The sequence below is a fragment of the Spiroplasma citri genome (genome assembly GCF_001886855.1).
GTDB lineage: Bacteria > Bacillota_I > Bacilli_A > Mycoplasmatales > Mycoplasmataceae > Spiroplasma > Spiroplasma citri.
In genome coordinates this window covers 705,451-726,906 of the sequence record NZ_CP013197.1, presented here as the reverse complement: position 1 = coordinate 726,906, position 21,456 = coordinate 705,451, and the positions used below count along the sequence as shown (strand labels likewise).

Genomic DNA, 21,456 nt, shown 5'->3' with positions numbered 1-21,456 from the left:
ACTATGTTATTTTTAACAAATATAACAAAATCACAAGAAATTTGAAATAAAATTATTTCAATTGGAATGCCATCAACAATTGCGGTTATCGTGATTATTTTATTATGCTTAATTATTAAATATCTTAAAATTAAACGAATTATTTATACAATTATTTTATTAATCATTATTGCTCTAATTTGTATTGCAATTTGATATTTTAAAGACAATATCTTAGGAATTGTCTCAGAATATATTAAAATTGATAAGATAAAAACATTATAAATCTAATAATGTAAATAGTATTAGATCCGATTTTAAGAACTGTGCAAGGAATTATTAAAGCGGCTATGCAAAAGTTGCTGATTTTACCTATGATGTTTTTAAAGATAACAATGGTAGTGCATTAAAAACGGTTAATTTAAAAGATAGTAAAGTTAATTCATTACAGTTTACATAAAGTAAAAATAAATATATAAAAAGACTGATTTTAAATCAGTCTTTTGAGTATTATTTTTCGTTAATTAAATTCCTAAGTCAGGATAACTTGATGCTTTTGGCTGTTTGTCTTCATCATTATTTACTACAACAGCTTCAGTTGTTAATAACAAGGCACTGACACTACCAGCATGTTGTAAAGCATAACGAGTTACTTTAACTGGGTCAACAATTCCTGCCTCAATCATATTTTCTCATGTATTTGTTGCAGCATTATAACCAATATTTTCACTTTGTTCTTTTAAATTATTAACAATAATTGAACCATCAACACCAGCATTAGCAGCAATTTGACGAACTGGTTCTTCAATTGCTCGTAATACAATATTTAATCCTAATCTTTCTTCATCATTTAATTTTAAATTTCCTAATTTTTTTCCCACTTGTACTAATGCTGTTCCACCACCAGCAACAATACCTTCTTCAACAGCAGCTTTAGTTGAATTTAAGGCATCTTCAATTCGTAATTTCTTCTCTTTCATTTCTGTTTCAGTTGGTGCACCAACTTTAATAATTCCAACACCATTAGCAAGTTTAGCTAATCTTTTTTTCAATTTATCTTGTTCAAATGTTGATTTTTCATTTTCAATTTGATGACGAATAAAATCTTTGCGAGCTTCAATTTCTGCACGTGTCGCTTTTCCTTCAATAATTGTTGTTGTATCTTTTGAAACAATTACTTTTTTTGCAGTTCCTAAATCATCTAAAGTTAAGGTTTTTAAATCCATTCCTAAATCACCATTAACAAATTTACCTTTTACTAACATAGCAATATCTTCTAATAAATCCTTACGGTTGTTTCCAAATTCAGGCGCTTTAACAACACAAATATTAAAAGCACCACGCATTTTGTTCAATAATAATGTTGGTAAAACATCACCATCAACATCATCAGCAATAATTAATAATGGACGTCCTTCTTCAACAATTTTTTCTAAAATTGGTAGAATTTCTTTCATATTACTAATTTTTTTATCCGTAATTAAAATATATGGATTTTCAAATTCTGTTAACATTTTTTCACTATCAGTGACCATGTATTGTGATAAATATCCTTTATCAAATTGTAATCCTTCAGTAACACTTGTTTCAGTATTAATTGTTTTTGATTCTTCAATCGTAATAACACCATCATTACCAACTTTGGCCATAATTTCAGCAATTAAAGCACCAATTTCAAGGTCTTTTGAACTGACACTTGCAACTTGTGCAATTTCTTCTTTTGACTTAATTTCCTTTGCTGATTGTTTTAGTAAATCCACAATCGCTTTAACTGTTTTTTCAATTCCATTACGAATAGCTACAGCATTTGCACCAGCGGTAATATTTTTTAATCCCTCTTTAACAATTGCCTGAGTTAAAACAATTGCAGTTGTTGTTCCATCACCAGCAACATCATTTGTTTTATTAGCAACTTCAGCAACTAATTTTGCTCCCATATTTTCAAAATGATTACTTAATTCAATTTCCTTTGAAATTGTAACACCATCATTAGTAATTAATGGTGAACCATAATTTTTTTCTAATAAAACATATTTTCCTTTTGGTCCTAAAGTAACTTTTACTGCATCAGTTAATTTATTAATTCCATTAAGTAACTTCATTCTTGCTTCTTCAGCAAATTTAATTGATTTTGACATAATTTCTATTCCCCCTTTAATTTTATTCTTCAATTACACCTAAGATATCTTCATTCGAAATTAAAACTAATTTTTTATTATTAAATTCAATTTCAGTTCCAGCATATTCGCGATAAAGAACTTTATTATTTATTTTTGCTTCAAAGGCCTCATCTTTACTAACTTCGGTACTAATTGCAATTATTTTTCCAATATGACTTTTGCTTTTTTCATCTTCTGGTAAATAAATTCCATTAATAAATGTTTCTTTTTTTTCTTCTTTTTCTAAGACAATATTTTTTCCTAGTGGTTTAATCATATAACATTCCTCCTTATTAATATGACTATTAGCAAATGGCATATGTAACTGCCAATAATATATTTAACAAATTTTATTAAAAAATGCAAGTATTTTTAGAACAATATAAAGTACTTTTTGATAATCTTATTTTAACGATTCATTTCATCTTCATCATCTCTAATATTTAGTTGAAATATACTCAGATAACATTCTTTTTTCAATTTTTTTATTATAAACTTCTCAAACTATAATGTCTAGTGATATAGTGTAAAAATATCAATTTAATTATATTTAAGGTATTATTATGGTTTTCTCTCTGTATAAAAATATTTATAAATTTGTTAATATGGTTTTCTCTCTGTATAAAAATATTTATAAATTTGTTAATTTATTAAAAATTCAAATAATAAATTTAAAAGTTATTATTAAAATTATTATTAGTGAAATAATTGTTTTAATTGGTGATACCATTCATGATAATCAAAAAATAGATGGTATCACATTTGTAAAAAATGAATTTATTAAATAGAAAAATGAATTTATTATTTCTTCGATATTTTATTTCTCCTTTCTATTTAAAATAATTTATACAGAGAGAGAGCCATAATAATATCAACTTAATTATAAACTTATGATTTTATATTTTAATAACTATTGTTAAAAATTAAATAGTATTTTTCAGTGTGCCAATTTTTATTATTTTTATATTTAACAATGTTTATTAAACATTAAATAAACAATATATTAGCATTATTTATAACATTTTTAATAATGAGTGTTTATTGCAATAAATAAATATTATATAAACATTATTTATAACATTGTTTATTAAACAAATATTTAGTTAGGAGACTATATTATGGGTATGAAATTTAAAACAACTAAGGAATATAAAAAAATAAAGAGAGATTTTATTAAAGATATTTTTTTATTAAGTTTAATTGTTTTTTTTGGTATATTGTTGGTTTTTGTTTTTTTAAGTTCTTTTATTTATTTTTCAATATTGAGTTGAAATGATAAAGATTTTCCATTTAATTATTATGTCTGTATATGCTTTTATAGGTATTATTTTTGTGATTATTATGAAAGATAAAGCATCATCATTTATTAATTTTCCTAAATTTGTTTTTAACATTTTTTTCTCCTTTTTTATTTTTTTTACTAAAAAAAGCAAAAATTTAACAAAATTCTTTATAAAAATTCATCAAGTATATTCAATCAGCAAATTCTGTCTCTTTTTAATTTGTTAATAACATCATTTAAAATAAATGCAACTCTTTTTTAAAAAATTAAAGAAATTTATTGTATTTAATTAAAATTAATTATGTATAATGAAATAAGATTTATGGTAACATTTATTGAATAATTAATAGAGAATTTTAGGGAGATTACAAAAATGAAAAATGAAACTATTATAGATTATATTTCTGGAACATCCGTAAAGAGTACTTCTGAAGAAATTGAGGCAGTTCAAGTTTTTTCTAAAATTTTGGTTGAAGATTATGGATATCCTAAGGAAAATATTCAAACACATCCTCAATTTAGAGTTAAAGTTCGCCCATCTGATGAAAATAAAAGTTACCCAATTGATATTGGAGTTTTTTTAAGAAAAATAGAAATGACGGCAAATCTCAATTACAAGATTATCTAAGATTTTGTAATGCACAACTTGGAGTATGATTTAATGGAGATGAGAGAGTTTTCATTAAGAAATATGAAAAAGAAGGAAAAGTCTATTTTTCTGAGATTCCAAATATACCAATATATGGGCAAAGATTAGAAGATATTGGTATGTTTAAAAGAAAAGATCTGAAACCTACACATAATCTGAAAGGAACATTTAAAGCTATTCGTAATCATTTGTTTGCAAATACACTTGGTGCTACAAGAGATGAGGTATTAGCACAACAATTAATTAATGTTATTTTTTGCAAAATTTATGATGAACGTTTTACCAAACCTGAATCAATAATTGAGCTTAGAGCAGGTATTAATGAAAATGAAAATGATGTTAAAAAGAGAATATTAAATATATTTGAAAAGGTAAAACGCAAATATAAAGAAAACATAGATTCTAGTGATAACATTTCTTTAGATGCAAAGTCCATGATATATATTGTTGGCGAACTTCAAAATTGATGCCTAATTGAAGCAGAAAGGGATATCATTGCTGATGCATTTGAAATTTTTATAGGGCATGCTTTAAAAGGTGGTCAAGGACAATTTTTTACACCAAGAAATGTAGTAAAAATGATGGTTGAAATATTAGAACCAAATGATGAAGACTTAATAATAGATCCTAGTTGTGGTAGCGATGGTTTTTTAATTGAATCTTTACGATATATATGAAATAAATTAGATATTGAAGGAAAAAGACTTGATTGAAATGCTGAAAATTTAAAAGAAGAGAAAATGGAAGTTGCATTAAATAAAATTAGAGAAATAGATAAAGATTACTTTTTGACAAGAGTTGCAAAGGCTTATATGGCAATTTTAGGAGATGGGAAAAGTGGTATTTTTTGTGAGGATACCTTAGAAAATATTAATACGTGAGATTATAAAACACGTATTAAGATAGATAAGGGAAAATTTAGTATTTTATTAACGAATCCACCTTTTGGAAGTAAAATTCCTGTTAGAGGTGAAGAAAAATTAAAACAATATGAATTAGCATATAAATGAAAAAAGGATAAAAAAAGTGGAATTTGAAGCAAAGGTAAATTAAATGAAAAAGAAGCACCTCAGGTTTTATTTATAGAAAGAAATATTCAATTATTAAAAGAAGGTGGCAATATGGCTATTGTACTACCAGATGGTATTTTTGGTAATGATACTTTTGCTTTTATAAGAAATTGAATTAAAAACCAAGGGAGGATTTTGGGAATTATTGATTTACCAATAGAAACTTTCCAACCTAATACTTCTACAAAAACAAGTGTATTAATTTTCCAAAAACTTTCAAAAGAAAAAATCCCAGAAAATTATGAAATATTTATGGCAATTGCTGAAACTTGTGGTCATGATAGACGAGGAAATTAAATTAGTGAAGATTATATAAAAAATATTTCTAAAGAATATAAAGAATGGGAATTAAAGATTATGGAAAGTGAAAAAAACTAATGAAGATTTTTACAGTTAAATTAAATGATTTAGAATTTGGTTATAGATTACTCCCAATGTTTTATTATTTTTTAAAAATCATAAAAGTTAGAAATATTAAAAAAGGTATAAAATATATAACTTTACAAGAAATAAGTAAAAAAATATCTGATGGAGAACATTCTCATATTAAAAGAAACAATAAATCTGGAGTAAGATATTTATATGGAAGAAATATTAAACAAGGAACTATTAAAGGAACTATTAATTTTGATTCTATTTCAGATTATTCATATATTTCTTTAGAAGACTATACTAATTTTAAAAGAACACATCTTATTGATAATGATGTTTTGATTTCTATTTTAGGAATAATAGGAAATTCTGCAATTTATAAAAAAGAGTACTTAGGTATTATAGGAATTCCTAGGCATATTGGTACAATCACATTATTAAATACTTTTGCTCCTATTAGTCCTGAATATTTAGTAGCGTATTTTCGCACTAAACTAGCTAAGCATCAATTGTATAGTTTGACAACAGGAAATATACAACAACTTTTATCTTTAAAAAATCTCAAAAATTATGAAATTCCAATACCAAATAAAACTATTTTAAAACAGTAACTAATAATGAATTAACAGCTTTTATGAATGATATATTTGCACAAAATGAAATTAAAAAGGCAATTGAATTATTTTATAAAGAACTAAATATTGATTTTTTAGCTATTTCTAAAAAAAGAATTTTTCAATAACATATGATGAACTAAAAAACTCAGATATATGAAATGCTAGTTTTTATAATCCAGTATACGTATATACCATGAAAGAATTAAAAAAAATCATAATATTAAAGATTTAGGAGAAATAGTTGATATGATAAGTGGTATTGAACCTGGAAGCGATAATTATATTAATTATATTGATAAAAAAATGATTCACTATCTTTTATAAGAACTTCTGATATAGTTAATCATGAAGCAGATTTTTATCCTGATTATTATCTTTCTTCTGAATATAATAAATTGATTAAGCAAGATATAAAAGTCAATGATTTAAAATTTTTACTAAAGATTGTAAAATTGGCGCAGTAGGACTAATCACAGATGCCGATAATATATTTATTTCATCAGGAGTTGAAAGATTAAGATTAAATTCTAATGGTATTAATATTGGTCTTACACCGGAGTATCTATTTATAGCGTTACTAATTACAGAGATAGGTCAATATGCTTCTAAAAGGCGTACTGTTATTGCTACAATAATTCCTCATTTAAGAGAAGAAAAAATGAAAGATATTGAAATTCCTATTTTTTCTTCAGATTTTATTTTAAAAATAACTGAACTAGTTAAAAAAGCATATGAATTAAAATCAAAAAGAAAATGTATTTTAAAAGAAACAGATAATCTTTTAAATTCCTATTTTTTAAAATAATGCTATTATATTTTGTAAAATTATTAATTGCCTCAACATTTGATTTAATTTTAGTAATAATTTCTTCATTATTTTCACTTGTTATAATTAAATATTTTAATTTTTTTGTTAATTTATTAATATAATTTTTTGCTACTTTTTGATAGAAAGAGAAAAATTAATCAATTTCCTTTCTCTTTTATTTTAATTTTAATAGTTATTTGTTAAATTGACCATTGTGAACATAAATATATTTTTCACAAAACTCTTCAACTTCACTCATCATATGGGTTACTAAAAACATCGCTTTCACTTTATCAACAATGTTTTCTTGTAAAAAATGAAAAATTTCTGATCGGACTTCAATATCTAATCCAGTCGAAATTTCATCTAAAATAAATAAGTCTGGGTCATGGATTACTGATAATAAAATATTTAATCGTTGTTGTTGGCCACCAGAAAGACCTTCAACAAATTTATTTTCCACTCCAATTAATTGATATGTTCGTAACAATTCCCGCAAATGCCCATCTTTCATTGGAATATTAAATGTATTTAAATAGTATTTAATCATATCCATTACTGAAATCCCAATTGGATATTTTTATTCTTGGAACTGTAACCCTATTGTTAAATTTTCTTGCCGATAAACTTTACCAGTTGTTGGTTGTCGAATTCCACAAATAATTTCACTTAACGTTGATTTACCACTTCCGTTGGCTCCAATTACTCCAATCCGATCACCTGGATTAATCACTAAATTAACGTTATTCAAAGCAATTTTATTTTTATATTTTTTTGTAATATCAACTACTCCCACTAATGATTTCGTTGCATCAATTGCTTTGCGTTCCTTTATAACTACTTGTTTCATAGATTACCCCTTTTCTAACTATATTTATTCAGTTTTAATTAATAAATACGCTTAGAATATTTTACCAAAAGGAAAATAAAAAAAATTATATATTAATCCTTGCATTTCAGCAATTAAACTTGATCTAAAACTGAATTAATATAACTAAAATCAACATCTTCGCCATATAATTTTAAAATTTCTAAACTTTCATTAATGACAATTGCTTTTGCTAAGTGCTGATAACAAATTTCATAAACTCCATATACTAAAACGGCTTTATGATAATTGCTTAAGCGAACAAAGTCTCATCCTGGTTTTAAATGTTGATTAATCTTTGCAATAATATCTGACAGATTTGCTAATATTTCCTCAACTTGATTTGTTTCCACAGAAGTTGTTACCATTTGTGAAAAATCATATGCTTCTTGTTTTGTTGTTAAAACATCATTCTGTAAAACAAAGTGACGATATAACAAATTAATAATATTAATGCGTTCTTGGCGTTTTGACACGTGACATACTCCTTTAAATATAATGATATAAACAAAATAAACTACTCTTTTGTAGCCGGTAATTATGACGATGACTATGGTCACTTAATAAATGATGTAACATTAAAATTGCTTCATCGGCAAAAAGATCAACAGTTAAATCATCGTTTTTTTCAATATGTTTTATTATATCACTTCAATGCATTTCTTGTTGGCTAATTATTTGAATATTATTATAAGGCACTAAATCAGTAACACTAAATGGTTCTTTGCTATTAATAATAACTAAATTAATTATGGCAGTACGTAAAAATTGTTTTGCATCAAGTAATTTAATCATTCGATTAATCATAAATTGTTGCGTTACAATTGGCGAAGTAATTAAACCTTTACTTTGTTCCCAAACGGGAGTTGTTAATGTTGTTGTTACTGGTTCAGATAATGTTCTGATTTTTAAAAAGTAAAGATTTTTTCGCGTTAAAATTAAGCGCGGAAAATAATATGTAATGCGACTAAAATCATCATAAAAAGCAACATTTTTAAAATATCACATATAATTAACGGTACGGACATATCGTTCAATAATTTTATCAAATAACTGATATTGTTCAGGACGTAACTCTTGTTTTCAATGCAATGGTGGCAAACCAAGTTCATACCGAATTTTAGTTAAATAACGTCGCTTTTTAAATGTTAACATTTTATTTTTCCTTTCTTTAATTAAGTAAGTAAAAAAGAAACCTAGGGTTTCTTACGATGTCAAAAATGATTAGTTCGTTTTTGATGCGCATATCGATATTGAATTTCATCTTCTGCTGTTAATTTTTCAACTAATTCTTCATTATATCGACGTGCTAAAGCTTCTTGATAATCAAAGATTTTTTCTTGTACCCGAACATGAATCCCATCTACTAATAATTGGGCTTTAATTTCTTAATTGGGCTTTAATTTCTGCCAACTTCAAAAATCTAATTTCTTTTGCATGTAAATAAAGCAATTTTCCATGTAATTTAGCATTTCTTAATAAAATATATTCCTTTTTATTACATGCTTCTGTAACATTATCTTCAGTATAAACATTATAGCTAAGAAAATGATTCTTATCTTGTGGATTACCTGCAAAAAACATTTCATTAGAAAAAATAAAGATGTCCTGTTTTTATATCTCTTATTATTTCTCGCTACTTCCTATCTCCTTAAGGTTTATAAATATTTGGTTGATATTTAACGAGGTGATAATTAATAATTAATACACTATTTTCTACTACGTGCGTCTTGCATTAGTTTTGCTTGCACTCGTAATAATTCAATTAAAGCTTGTCGATTTTTTTTAACTTCATCACGAATTCTTAATAACCGTCGGAATTCCTTTTGTCGTTTAATAAACTCTTCAAGGTTTCCTTTCGTATTTTTATATTTAATAACTTGTTTATTTAGCAATTTAATTTCAGCATATTGCTTTTGGTTTAATAGCATAACATGCTTGCGTAAAAGAGAAATTGATTCACTACGGTTTTTTAAAATTGCATCGTTTAATTCTTCATCATTAGCTTTAATTGCTCGTGATAAATTAATAGCCCGATTAAAATCAGCTAATTCTTGAGAAATTTGCCGGTTATATCCTTGTTCATATTGGCGGCGAACTTCAAATAAATATTCCGTCATTTTTTGCTCATAAACTAATCGTTCTTCAATATTTGGTCGTTTTGTTTCATCATAACGATGATTATAATTTGTTTTTTTATAAAGATCTTCATCAAACAAAAATTCTTGCTCATCAATGGTTACTTGGTTTGACTGATTATTAATAGCTTTCTTTGCTTTTGCAGTTTGCCGATCTTTTTTTATTTGTTTATAGTTTAGTTTTGCTGCAAAAGTTGTTTTTAACTGTTCTAATTGGGTTTGCTCGGCATCAGTTAATTTATTATGAAAGCGACTTTTATTTTCTAACCGTAAAATTAATCGTTCTTCAATTGATAATGGATCTTCTGCTGTTCGAATTATTTTAACTGGTTTTGGTTTTGGTGGAGCAATATCTCTTTCAGCAAATTCATTTAAACTAATTTCAACTGGTGATTGTTTAATTAAACGAACAAGAATTTCTTCATCTCCTTTTTCAATTTCAATTTTATCATTTGGGTCAACAACAAAATCAACAATTGATAAACCATTTCGTTTAATTTGAGAAATTTGTTGCGCCAAGATTGGTCGTAAATCACGACGAATTGTTGTTACTTCTTCTGTTTCTTTTCGACGAATAATTGTTTTTGGTTCATCTTCGAAAGAATTTGATAATTCTAATTTATTTTTAACCTGATTAGCATCAAAATGATTTCAGGTTGAGAAAGTAGTAAACTGGTCATTAATGTGCTCACTATCTTTTGATGGTGGTTTCATTAAATTTTCTATTTTAGAATTGGAATTTTTAACAGACATTTTCTTTGGCATACTTGTTTGCTTAGTAATAGTTGTTATTTCTTCTGATAATGACATTATTGGTGAAGGTTGTGGTAAGAAAGATTTTGATTTTGCCCCTACTTTCTTACTAGCTGCTTGTTTTGCTTTATGATTTTTTAATCTTTGCAAAACAGGAATTTCTTTTTCAACTCGATAACTATAATCAATAAATTTACTTTTAGCTCTTTGCTCTTCTCAAGTATTTCTTTTTTTATCCTTTAAACGAATGACACCTGTTTTTTTGGTTCCAACAACTTCATTAACATATTTTTGTTTTAACATTTGGTATTCGGCACTATTTTCATCTAATTGCCCTAATAAAACCTTAATTGTTGCTGGCGTTAATTTTTTATCCATTAGTTCTGTTGTATCTCGATCAGAATCAATAATGTTTCCATAATTGACACGAGAAGTTACGACAGATTCTGAGTCTTTTTCTTTTGCCATTTTCTATTCCTCTTTTATCTATTTTCTCGTTTTTTGATACCTATCTATATTATATAAAATTTTTGCACTTTTTTAATTTTTTTTGCTAAAAACTTTTCTTTTTATAATAAATTATTTATAATCATATTTCTTTTTTATTTAATTTAAGGATTATCAGCGTGATTTTGGGCCTTTTTTATGAAAATCACGCTGTCTTTTACTTTTTATTGATTTTTCGGTTGATAGCGGCGAAGATTCTTGTTCTGGTGGTTGATGATACATATTATATTCATATAACAATGCTTGACCAATTTCTCGCATAAAAATAGTACCGTAGTTATCTTCTGTTGATGAAATATTATTAATGTCATTTCTATTTTTAAAAATTGGTTTTACTTGTAATTCTAACCCAACAACCTCACTATTTAATATTTTTTTATTTATCTTTGGTAATTTAACTGGTTTTGATAATGTTGCTAAATATTCTTCTCGTTTTTTTAATTCATTTAATCTAATTTGTTGTAAATCACGAAGTGCTAACTCTTGTTGACGTTGTGCTTGTTTCAAAATATTTACGAATTAAGTCGGCTGTTGGTTGATATTTTTTTATTACCCATTGTTAATTCCTCACCACTTTATCGTTACTATTTGTTGTTTCATTCTCTTCATTATTAGTTCTTTCAACTAAAAAGCCGTCAACAACCTTTTTCCTTCAGTACGATATTTTTCAATTAAAATTTGTGGTAATGGTTTGGGTTTTACTTTTTTATTATTAAGTTTTTTTGGTAACGTCGTTCTTTCCGCTTTTTGGTAGTATAAAAAAAGTAGGGTATAAAAATATAAAGAAATTAAATAAGAATAATTAAACCATTTACTAAAATGGTTTTTTTATTTGAAAAAACCTAAAATAACTAATTGATTCAAAACAAGGACAGCATCTTTAAATATTTATAATTTTTAAAATAATAAAAAAGTTGTTTCCTTTCTGAAAAAAACCATATTAAATTAAGAAATTATTAAATAATCCATATATCTACTTAGTAAAGGTGTTGTCCTTGTTTTGAATCAATTAGTTATATTAATAAATCAATCGTTAAATATTAGATTGGAAAAACTAAAAATGGAAAAAATCAATATTATGATTAGATGCAGTAAGTGCGGAATGCCAAAGCGAATTCATAAAGTTAAACATCGCGAAAAAACAGAATGATTTGAAGATATTTATTATAGTCAATATTAAATTTGATTTATAAAAATGAAAATTATTAAACAACAAAAAATATGTGATGTTATTAATTGTTATAAATTATCATCATTTATCACCGAAGAATTTGAAACAAATAAAATTTTATGAACTTGTGAAAATCACAAAGTTTTATTAAATCAAATTAAGTATATAAACAAAGAAAAAATTTGACTTTATAATAATTTGGAAAATTCAAGGATAGATGTTGATTGAAAAACTGGGTATTTAAAAATCTTTTTTAGTAAAATTAAATAATTCTAATATAACAAGATGGATAACTCATCTATGGCACACTAGTTATGTTATTTGATTTATTAATTTTAATTTTATATTTCTTTTATTAAACTTGTTAATAGTTATTTTCAGTGTGCCAATTTTTACTATTTTATATTTTTAATAATGCTTACAATGTTTATTAACAATGTTTATTAAACATTAAATAAACAATAGATAAACATTAAATATAACAATGTTTATTAAGCAATAAATAAACTATAGATAAACAATATATAAACATTAAATAAACAATAGATAAACATTAAATATAACAATGTTTATTAAGCAATAAATAAACTATAGATAAACAATATATAAACATTAAATAAACAATAGATAAACATTAAATATAACAATGTTTATTAAGCAATAAATAAACTATAGATAAACAATATATAAACATTAAATAAACAATAGATAAACATTAAATATAACAATGTTTATTAAAAAAAGGAGTGTGATTAATTATGTTAGGAATTTGAATATTTTTTTTAAAACGTAAATGTCAAATTTGTCATTCTATTTTGAATAAAAAAATTGTTGGTAGTTTGTATTTTAAGTTAAATGTTTGTTCAATGCAGTGTAACCGAAAGCGAGTTGATTTGAGTAATGTATCAGAAACCAAGTTATAAGAAGAATATTAACGTAGAAAATTGCTTTATTCGAAGAGAATTTATAGTTTTTAGAACAGATAAAGCTTCATTTATAAATTTACCTAATCATAATCGTCATATTGGTTTTTGATTGAGTAATAAGTTTATTTATCCGAGTAACTTTAATTCAATCATCAAAAAATATTTTAATAAATTCAGGTCTTCCTTTTAAAATTATTGAGGAAGCAAATGATGAACAAATAAAAAATATTATTTCTATTTATGTTAAGGAAAATTTAGGGCGTGAATTAATTGGAGAAAAATTTTATACTATTCTTAACTATAATATTCAACAATTAATGTATAAATATGCTAATTATCCGCAAACAACGATATATCAATTAGAAAAAGAACTCACAGAATTAAAAAAGAAATTAAAAGATATTAAAAAACTAGAAAAAAATAAAATTGAAAGATAATTTAATTTTATTAAATGATTATGCTTTTCTAATTGATAAAGAAGATGACGAAAATCCATTAAGTCATAAAAAAAAATAACTAAAAATAAAAAACAAGTATTTTGTGATATTAAATCAATTTATGCTAATGATTTTTACACCGCTAGAATGGCGGGCATAAAATTAGAAATAAAATTACTTATAGATAAATATATGTATGATAATGAAAAATTTATTTTAATTGATTATAAATATCAAAATAATTGACAAGAATATGAAATTATTAGAACTTATGACAGACAAGATGGATTTTTAGAACTATTTTTAAGTTTAAGATAAGGTGTTAAAAATGAAAAAAAGTAATTCAGTAGTTGATATATTTGATTTTGTTGCAGACTCAATCCAACAATATACTTATGATATCCAAGAACAAATAAAAGCAGAAATTAAAAATGTAGGTGAAAAAATATTGGCAGAAATTAAAATTACTTGCCCTATTAGCAATAAACATTTAACAAAAAGAAGACATTTAAAAGATTATTTTGTTTTTAAAATAAAATTAACCAAAGATAAAATAATTGGTGTAATTTATGCCACTAAACAATATCAAATAATCCACTTATTAGAATATGGATATATTAATCATTGAAATAATGAAAAAATTAATCCTCGCCCATTTTTACGAAATGCTTATAATAAGTATATTGATGAATATATTAAAAAAATAGAAACTATTTTAAAATATTAGTTAAGATGATTATTAATAATAAAAGAGAGCAAAATATTAATTTAATTATTGAATTATTAAAAAAACTTTATCCAACTAAAAAGATTAAATATACATTTTTTAATTTTAATGAAGATAATTTCAATAACATTGAAAATAATATAACTTTTTATAGAATTAATGATAATACCTTTTTTTCATCAGATAATATTAATAATTTTATAAGACAAACATTCCAAATTTGCTTTAATTTTAAAAATGAAATTAATTTTAATGAAATTGAAAAACTAGAAAATGAATTAATAAATAAAAAAATAAATTATCAATTAGCACAAGAGTTTTATTTATACGAACAAAATTTATATATTGTAATTTATGAAATATTTTTGTTGCTAAAAAGATAAAAGGAGAAAATACAAATGAATAAAAACATTATTGAATTTGGACTAGAAAATGTTCATTATGCAAAATTAAAATACAATCAAACAACAAACAAAACAGAATATGCAATCCCACAAAAAATATTAGGAGCAGTAAATTTAAGTTTAAATGTTAGTGAAAACACTAATACCTTTTATGCTGATAATAAACCATACTATATTTCACATTCTTTTCAAGGCTATAGTGGTAGTTTAACAATAGCAAAACCATCTGATGATTTTGAACAAGAAATTTTAGGAATTGAAAAAGATAAAAATGGAAATTATATTGAAAAATCAACTAGTTTAAAGAGTGAAATTGCTTTGGGGTTTGAAATCAAGGGTGATTTAGAAGAAAAAAGAATTTGGCTTTTAAGAGTTAATTTAAAACGCCCCAACCAAACTCATAATACTCAAACCGAAAATGTAAACCCAGATACTTATACTTTTGAATTAAACGCCTTACCACGAATTGAAGATAATGTTATTAAAATTAAAACAACAAAAAAAGCTAATGAAAATAATTATAATAACTACTTTTCTCAAGTTCCAAAATTAGAAAAAGAAGAAAAAAACGAAAATGAATAGATATTTAGAAAGTTTAAAATTAAAAGTTAATATAAGCACTTATGCATTAATTATTTATGAGGATTTATTTGGTTCATACGGAGAATTGTTAAATAAATTAGAAAAAGACAAATATGAATTTTCATTTATTTTAAAATTATTATTTTCTTTTACAAAAGCAGCTGATGAAAATCAATTTAAAGATTTTAAGGAATTTTGTCAAAAAATTACATTTAAAGAAATTACCGAAAATGTTAATGAAATTAATAACTTAATAATGGAATTTGTAGGTGCTAGTGTTAATGACGAAAATTTACAGGAATACGGCGAATTAACAAAAAAGTAGATTATAAATTTAATAAATTTACTCCTAACTTATTACTATGACTTAGTCATTTAGGGTTTTCAATTATAGACAGCAAATATATTAAATTAAAAACATTAATAGAAATTATAGAAATTTATAACAATCAAAACAAAAGATTAGCAACACAACAAGATATTAATAAATTTTTTTAAAGGAATAGTTAATTATGGCAAAAGAAATTAAAGGAATGAGCATAACTCTTGATAGTAATGTTTTAGAATTAAATAACAATTTTAAAAAAATAGCCGATAACATAAAACTATCAGGATCTAAATTAAAAAATTTTGATAATAATTTAAAATTTAAAAACGGTGATGAAATTGATATTTTAAATGAAAAATTTAATGAATATAAAAATATCATTGATAATATTTCAGAAAAAAAAGAACTTTTAATTGAAAAATATAATCAATTAAATAAAACCATTTTAGAAACACAAGAAGCATTATCAAAAACAAACGATACTGCCGAAAGAGAAAAATTAATACAAAAACAAAATAAATTAAATAAAGAATATGAATATACAAAAATAAATATTGATGCATCTAATCGCAGTTTAAACAACTTTAATGAAAAATTAAAAAATACCGCCCAAGAAATAAAAAATATTCCCTTTAAAAAATTTGAAGAATTTGGAACAAAGTGTCAAGAAATCGGAAAAAAATTAAGCACACATATTACAATACCCATTTTAGCAATCAAAGGAATTTTAACAAAAATAACTGTTGATACCGCCAAATATGCTGGTGAGCTTAAAAAAACATCAAAAGAAATCGGTATCACAGCAGAAAACTTACAAATATTTCGTTATATTGCAAAAAGAACTGGAATTACTAGCGAAGAATTAGAAAAGAGTTTTAAAAAATTACGACAAGGTATTAGTGCTATTTCTTATGGAATATCAAATGAAACAACAGAAGCTTTTAATAAATTAGGAATTAATATTAAAAATAATGAGGGTTCTTTAAAAGATACGGGAACTATTTTTTTAGAATTAAAAAAATCATTAGAACAAATAAGTGATGAAACTGAAAAAAATAATTTAATAATGGATGTTTTTGGTTCTAAGTTAGGAAAAAACCTTATTCCAATGCTTGCCTTATCAGATGAAGAAATTAAAAAAATGACAAGCAACATTAAAGATTTAGGCATTGTTTCAAATGAAAATGTTGAGAAAACAACACTATTAAACAAAAAATGAAATGAATTTAAACATGTTGTTAATATTACAAAAATGAATTTAGCATCCGCCCTATTACCCGTGTTTGAGTCTTTGGTTTCTTTTTTAGAAGTCAGTTTAATACCAATTATTAAAGGAATAACAAATTTTTTTAATATGTTTAATGATACAACCAAAAAAACTATTTTTATTATTTTAGGAATATCAGCAAGTTTGGGAGCTGTTGTTTACACAATTGGAAAAATAATAAATGTTATTAGTTCATTAAAAACACTTTTATTAGGAATGGCAAAGCACCCAATTCTTTATGGTGTTTTAGTTAGTTTGTCTGCCTTAGCTGCTGGCGGGGTATGATTATATAATAAATTTAATAAACCACCACAAAACATTAACCAAGAAAACCAAACTAATAACTATAATAAAATTGAAAATAAAAATGAATTTAAACCAACAATTATTATTGAAGGAGAAAATGATAAAGAACGAGCTGAAAAAATACTCGAATATATAGGGCAATGAAATAATAGAGTATAGGGAGAAAATATGTATAATTTACCATTTAGAACTTTTAAAATTAGTAATAGTAAAGATAATTTAATTAATTTATGTGATTTAGATAATATCATTATTTTATCATTTAATGGATTAAATATTAATTTTGATAATAATTATTTAAACATCGATAATAATTTTATTTTAAATAATTGTAAGCATTCTTTAAATCAAATAAATTTTAAATTATTATTTATAGGCCCAAATCCCTATGGTAAATTTAATGATTTTATTAATAAATTAAATATTAATTTAGATAATAAATCTTCCCCCTTTTTATTATTTTATAGTTTTTGAATAAATGAAAAAACAAAATTGGAATATTATTGTGAAGTAATTATTAAAAGTATCATTAAAACAGAATTAAATAATAATAATGATTTAGAGGTTGATTTTATTTTAGAACAATTAACTAACTGAAAAAAAGAAGAAGATAAATTATTTGAAATTAAACCAAATAAAACAAGCGGAAAAATATACAATGAGCATAATAACAAATATTATTTTAAGTTAAATCGCATTAAATATACCAATCAATATAATGAAAAAATTAAAATTAGTAATAATAGTTATTTAGCATCAGATACTCTAATAACAATCAATGGTCCCACAAAAGACCCATATTTAAAATTAGAAAATATTAATGGTAAAGTAATAAGTGAACTTAAAATTAATGCTGAAATAAATGAAAATGAAAAAATAATAATAGATAGTAGATTAAAAACTCAAAGCATTATAAAAGTTGATTTAAAAACCGAAAAATCATACAACATATATCAATATCAAGATTTTAAATATACTAATTTTATTCAAATTCCACCAGGAAACTATCATATTTTATATTCTTCTAACCTTTCAAAAGACAAACAAGTTGGAAATATTAATATTAAAAAATTTGAAGAATATATTTTAATTTAGAAAAAAGGAGAAATTAAATGGGTGTAGGAAGTTCAACAAAAAGCCACTGAAATGACGAAATAATTGCAATTAGAGAAGATAAAAAGAAATTATTAATAAGTTAAAAAACAATACTTTAAATTCAGAAATTTTAAAACAAATCCAAGAATTAAAAGAAGAAATATCAGAATTAACAAAAGAAATTAATGTTCAAAAAAATCCTTTTGATGAACTTGTAAAAAATTATCCTGAAGTTATTTCACAAATCTTACAAACGCCTGATTATAAATTAATGATTGATTATCTTGATGAATTATCTAATATTGTGCTTGAAATTAATAAAGCACAACAAGAAGCAGAAGAAAAAGCAAGACAAGAAGCAAAAGAAGAATTATTAAAATTAGAAATTAAAAAAGATAAAAATATTTATCAAGGTAATAGAACTAAATTAATTATATTAGGAGTTAATTTTGAAAAAGGATCTTTATTTTATAAAGATAATTGTATTGTTGAAAATTATAAGATATTTTTAGATATTTATACCCCGCAACTATCAACTTTTAATGCTTATAATTATTATAATCTTAATGTTGAAATTGAAGACATTGTTTGTATTTTGAATAACGAAAATCAATTATATATTGGAATTATTACTCATATTGAAAAAAACAAAGATGAAAATTTATATACATTTACTACTAAAAATATTGAATCTATTTTTGATTTTAAAATTTACAACATATATAAAAATAAAAGTTGATATATTTTTCTTACTTTAATAAATATTATTTATAACAACCTTCCCTTTATTAAACTTAATAAAAAAATTAATGATGAAAATAATAATAATCCTAAATTTTTTGAAGAAAATGAAGAAAAAGAATTTAATTTTTATCAATTTATTAACAAAATATTTAAAATAACAAATATATTTTTAAAATTTAATATTGATTTAAAAAATTTTATTTTAAATTGTGACATTTGCAAAGATGGACAAGAAGATATCAAATTAAATAATTATAAAGTAAAATATAATATTAAATGTATTACAAATATAGAAATTGAAGAATTAAACCAAAAAAGTATCAACAGAATTGATTTTTACCAAAAAAATAACTCAAACAAATATAAAAGAGCAATTTTATTAAAAAATAATGAAATCTCTTTTGATGAAAAAAACAATAATTTACAAAATAATTTAATTAAAAATAAAATTTATGAATTAGAAGAAAAAGACTTTACCTTAGAAAATATTATAACTATTAGCAATCAAGAATTTAAGTTAAGTGAATACTCACACCTCATAAAATTTGATATCACAAAAGATAACAATATTTTAAATTTAAACAATTTACAACTAAGAGATAAATTTACCCTATTATTTAACAAAAAAGAATATAACAGCATTTTATCTGGGATAATTTTAGAAAGCAATAAAAACACAATTACCCTAATATTCGGCCAAGTAAGGTTATATGAAAAGTAAGTTTTAACACTTATTAATTAATATGCCCCTTAAAACAAGTAATAAAGGTATTTACAAGCAATTATTTTTTATATAATTAATGAGAAAAAATAGAAAGAATATAGGTAAATATTAAGATGATTTACTATAAATGAGGTTTTATAAATAAAAATGGCAAAGAAAATGACTAAAAAAGATTATGAATTATTGGAATCTAAATTTGATGAATGAGAACAAGATATTTATAATCATAAAGAATTAATGGAAGCTTTAAAAGAATTAGCAAATAAATAATAAAAATAATAAAAAAAGAGATATTAAATCTCTTTTTTATTTATAGTATCGCACAGACTATTGACTGGCAAGGTTTCTTTTCTTTATTTAAACTTGCAAGTAGAACCTAGAATAACTCGCAACATCACTTGCTATTTAATTGTAGCATGTTTTTATAAAATTAAAGGAAAAATAAAAAAATATGGTATTATGTACACAAATTTTCATTTATTATATATTTGACAAATATTTTTAATGACGGTATCATCACGATAATAAGTAATGATTATTACTTATTGAAAATAAAACAATAGTAATTATAATTATTAAAATTAAAAAAATTTGTATTTATTCAGTCGTATTATAGTAAATAAATAATGTTGAACTACTTGAATGAATTTAACTCATAACCGAGTTCCAATTGACTACCACAAACAAGCAGACAAGAAGATTATTCACATAATATTTAAGGAATTTGCTACGACTGAATAAATACAAATTTGTATGTATTATAACATAAACTATTTTAAAGACAATATAAATTGTCTTTTTTTATTTGACAAATAATTTTAATGACGGTATCATCACGACGACAATAAATGATGGGGTTAATTATTATTGTTAAGGCTGGTGATTTTTTATGTTAGATAATAATGAAAATAATAAGGTGGTTAAATTATGGCAATAGTTTTAAAAACATTTCCTAATTGTAATGTAGAAGCGTGTGATGATGGAATTATTCAAGATTTTTTTGTTAGTTTTTTTGTTAAAGATAAAAATATTATTTTTTTAAACGAAGAAAAAGAGTTAATAAAAAGACACCTTGGAAATAAAGTTGTTTTTAATCATACATATATATTAATTTATGGGCGAATTATTGAAATTGAAGAAGATACAGAATATGAATTACAAGCAACCAATAGAAATTCAATTAAAAAAATTATTTTTAATATTAATTTAAGAACAAAAAAGAACGAAATTAAAATACTAACAAACGAATTATTAAATGAAAGTAATTTATCATGAGAAGATATTAAAAATGAAGAATGAAGCTATGATATTGAATTATTTACTTATCAATTACAAAATAACACAATTTACAATATAAAAGAAAATCAAAAATATTGAGAAGACTTAAAACCACACACAAAACTAAACAACGATCTAAACAATAATTTTAACAACTTTGAAGAAACAATGAATAAAAACATGATTGCTAATAACGCATTACATAGTGAATGAGATAAAACATCTAACAAATTAGAAAAAAAATATTTATAAAAGAGAGGTAAAA

General features: G+C 23.4%; 26 protein-coding genes and 2 pseudogenes. 20 read left to right on the top strand and 8 right to left on the bottom strand.

Annotation, left to right across the window (positions count from 1 at the left end; genetic code table 4):
- The first annotated feature begins 3 nt into the window (after positions 1 to 3).
- Positions 4 to 264 (top strand): hypothetical protein, encoded by a 261-nt coding sequence (locus tag SCITRI_RS03935; protein WP_004029024.1) that lies wholly within the window; start codon positions 4 to 6, stop codon positions 262 to 264.
- Between the two features lie 239 nt (positions 265 to 503).
- On the opposite strand, the gene groL is transcribed toward SCITRI_RS03935, so the two are convergent.
- Both groL and SCITRI_RS03920 read right to left on the bottom strand, forming a co-directional pair.
- A complete protein-coding gene (groL, locus tag SCITRI_RS03925; RefSeq protein ID WP_071937312.1) occupies positions 504 to 2,117 on the bottom strand; it encodes a chaperonin GroEL in 1,614 nt (537 codons plus the stop codon).
- Positions 2,118 to 2,139: 22 nt separating this feature from the next.
- On the bottom strand, positions 2,140 to 2,415 hold the full coding sequence (locus SCITRI_RS03920) for a hypothetical protein (protein ID WP_071937311.1): 276 nt from the start codon (positions 2,413 to 2,415) through the stop codon (positions 2,140 to 2,142).
- Positions 2,416 to 2,701: 286 nt separating this feature from the next.
- On the opposite strand from SCITRI_RS03920, the gene SCITRI_RS03915 reads away from it, so the two are divergent.
- The 5 genes from SCITRI_RS03915 (at position 2,702) to SCITRI_RS09925 (ending at position 6,933) form a co-directional block, all read left to right on the top strand.
- Complete coding sequence (locus SCITRI_RS03915) at positions 2,702 to 2,926, top strand: hypothetical protein (RefSeq protein WP_237238107.1); 225 nt, start codon at positions 2,702 to 2,704, stop codon at positions 2,924 to 2,926.
- Positions 2,927 to 3,793: 867 nt separating this feature from the next.
- Complete coding sequence (locus tag SCITRI_RS09930; RefSeq protein ID WP_071937309.1) at positions 3,794 to 4,048, top strand: hypothetical protein; 255 nt, start codon at positions 3,794 to 3,796, stop codon at positions 4,046 to 4,048.
- A gap of 140 nt (positions 4,049 to 4,188) precedes the next feature.
- Positions 4,189 to 5,436 carry an HsdM family class I SAM-dependent methyltransferase gene (locus tag SCITRI_RS03900; RefSeq protein WP_071937308.1) on the top strand — a complete coding sequence of 416 codons (1,248 nt, stop codon included), beginning with the start codon at positions 4,189 to 4,191 and terminating at the stop codon, positions 5,434 to 5,436.
- A gap of 44 nt (positions 5,437 to 5,480) precedes the next feature.
- Positions 5,481 to 6,122 carry a restriction endonuclease subunit S domain-containing protein gene (locus tag SCITRI_RS03895; RefSeq protein ID WP_071937307.1) on the top strand — a complete coding sequence of 214 codons (642 nt, stop codon included), beginning with the start codon at positions 5,481 to 5,483 and terminating at the stop codon, positions 6,120 to 6,122.
- Between the two features lie 664 nt (positions 6,123 to 6,786).
- On the top strand, positions 6,787 to 6,933 hold the full coding sequence (locus SCITRI_RS09925; RefSeq protein ID WP_155522095.1) for a hypothetical protein: 147 nt from the start codon (positions 6,787 to 6,789) through the stop codon (positions 6,931 to 6,933).
- Positions 6,934 to 7,129: 196 nt separating this feature from the next.
- Here the strand turns inward: SCITRI_RS09925 and SCITRI_RS12290 are convergent.
- The 6 genes and pseudogenes from SCITRI_RS12290 to SCITRI_RS03865 form a co-directional block, all read right to left on the bottom strand.
- Positions 7,130 to 7,786, bottom strand: a pseudogene (locus SCITRI_RS12290) (ATP-binding cassette domain-containing protein).
- A gap of 113 nt (positions 7,787 to 7,899) precedes the next feature.
- A complete protein-coding gene (locus SCITRI_RS03885; protein WP_071937306.1) occupies positions 7,900 to 8,280 on the bottom strand; it encodes a transcription antitermination factor NusB in 381 nt (126 codons plus the stop codon).
- A 13-nt stretch (positions 8,281 to 8,293) separates the two neighbouring features.
- A complete protein-coding gene (locus tag SCITRI_RS03880) occupies positions 8,294 to 8,959 on the bottom strand; it encodes a hypothetical protein (protein ID WP_071937305.1) in 666 nt (221 codons plus the stop codon).
- Positions 8,960 to 9,184: 225 nt separating this feature from the next.
- Positions 9,185 to 9,388: a hypothetical protein gene (locus SCITRI_RS03875; RefSeq protein WP_071937304.1), complete on the bottom strand. Its 204-nt coding sequence runs from the start codon at positions 9,386 to 9,388 to the stop codon at positions 9,185 to 9,187.
- Between the two features lie 125 nt (positions 9,389 to 9,513).
- Positions 9,514 to 11,163 (bottom strand): hypothetical protein, encoded by a 1,650-nt coding sequence (locus tag SCITRI_RS03870; protein ID WP_071937303.1) that lies wholly within the window; start codon positions 11,161 to 11,163, stop codon positions 9,514 to 9,516.
- Positions 11,164 to 11,313: 150 nt separating this feature from the next.
- Positions 11,314 to 11,709, bottom strand: a complete 396-nt coding sequence (locus SCITRI_RS03865) for a hypothetical protein (RefSeq protein WP_071937302.1) — start codon at positions 11,707 to 11,709, stop codon at positions 11,314 to 11,316.
- A gap of 688 nt (positions 11,710 to 12,397) precedes the next feature.
- Here SCITRI_RS03865 and SCITRI_RS03855 point away from each other — a divergent pair.
- The 14 genes and pseudogenes from SCITRI_RS03855 to SCITRI_RS03810 all read left to right on the top strand — a co-directional run bounded on the left by SCITRI_RS03855 (position 12,398) and on the right by SCITRI_RS03810 (position 21,443).
- Complete coding sequence (locus SCITRI_RS03855) at positions 12,398 to 12,643, top strand: hypothetical protein (protein ID WP_071891715.1); 246 nt, start codon at positions 12,398 to 12,400, stop codon at positions 12,641 to 12,643.
- Between the two features lie 488 nt (positions 12,644 to 13,131).
- On the top strand, positions 13,132 to 13,296 hold the full coding sequence (locus SCITRI_RS10535; RefSeq protein ID WP_167693716.1) for a hypothetical protein: 165 nt from the start codon (positions 13,132 to 13,134) through the stop codon (positions 13,294 to 13,296).
- Positions 13,274 to 13,447, top strand: a pseudogene (locus SCITRI_RS12580) (DUF3627 domain-containing protein); the annotation flags it as partial. The gene SCITRI_RS10535 and the pseudogene SCITRI_RS12580, both read left to right, overlap by 23 nt.
- Entirely contained in the window at positions 13,398 to 13,736 is a 339-nt protein-coding gene (locus SCITRI_RS03850) for a hypothetical protein (RefSeq protein WP_071937300.1), read from the top strand. The pseudogene SCITRI_RS12580 and the gene SCITRI_RS03850, both read left to right, overlap by 50 nt.
- Before the next feature lie 147 nt (positions 13,737 to 13,883).
- Positions 13,884 to 14,054: a hypothetical protein gene (locus SCITRI_RS09920; protein WP_155522092.1), complete on the top strand. Its 171-nt coding sequence runs from the start codon at positions 13,884 to 13,886 to the stop codon at positions 14,052 to 14,054.
- Between the two features lie 10 nt (positions 14,055 to 14,064).
- On the top strand, positions 14,065 to 14,463 hold the full coding sequence (locus SCITRI_RS03845; protein WP_071937188.1) for an HK97 gp10 family phage protein: 399 nt from the start codon (positions 14,065 to 14,067) through the stop codon (positions 14,461 to 14,463).
- A 5-nt stretch (positions 14,464 to 14,468) separates the two neighbouring features.
- Positions 14,469 to 14,846: a hypothetical protein gene (locus tag SCITRI_RS03840; protein ID WP_071937187.1), complete on the top strand. Its 378-nt coding sequence runs from the start codon at positions 14,469 to 14,471 to the stop codon at positions 14,844 to 14,846.
- A gap of 15 nt (positions 14,847 to 14,861) precedes the next feature.
- The gene (locus SCITRI_RS03835; protein WP_071937299.1) at positions 14,862 to 15,449 is read left to right on the top strand and encodes a major tail protein; all 588 of its coding nucleotides are present in this window, start codon (positions 14,862 to 14,864) and stop codon (positions 15,447 to 15,449) included.
- On the top strand, positions 15,442 to 15,774 hold the full coding sequence (locus SCITRI_RS03830; RefSeq protein WP_071937298.1) for a hypothetical protein: 333 nt from the start codon (positions 15,442 to 15,444) through the stop codon (positions 15,772 to 15,774). Before SCITRI_RS03835 ends, SCITRI_RS03830 begins: the two co-directional genes overlap by 8 nt.
- A 187-nt stretch (positions 15,775 to 15,961) precedes the next feature.
- Positions 15,962 to 17,509, top strand: coding sequence for a phage tail tape measure protein (locus SCITRI_RS03825; RefSeq protein WP_071937184.1), 1,548 nt, complete (start codon positions 15,962 to 15,964; stop codon positions 17,507 to 17,509).
- A gap of 9 nt (positions 17,510 to 17,518) precedes the next feature.
- A complete protein-coding gene (locus tag SCITRI_RS03820; RefSeq protein ID WP_071937297.1) occupies positions 17,519 to 18,445 on the top strand; it encodes a phage distal tail protein domain-containing protein in 927 nt (308 codons plus the stop codon).
- Positions 18,446 to 18,716: 271 nt separating this feature from the next.
- Entirely contained in the window at positions 18,717 to 19,910 is a 1,194-nt protein-coding gene (locus SCITRI_RS03815; protein WP_071937296.1) for a hypothetical protein, read from the top strand.
- Positions 19,911 to 20,060: 150 nt separating this feature from the next.
- Positions 20,061 to 20,183 (top strand): hypothetical protein, encoded by a 123-nt coding sequence (locus SCITRI_RS12130; protein ID WP_257785688.1) that lies wholly within the window; start codon positions 20,061 to 20,063, stop codon positions 20,181 to 20,183.
- A 657-nt stretch (positions 20,184 to 20,840) separates the two neighbouring features.
- Positions 20,841 to 21,443, top strand: a complete 603-nt coding sequence (locus tag SCITRI_RS03810; protein WP_071937295.1) for a hypothetical protein — start codon at positions 20,841 to 20,843, stop codon at positions 21,441 to 21,443.
- The last annotated feature ends 13 nt before the right edge of the window (positions 21,444 to 21,456 follow it).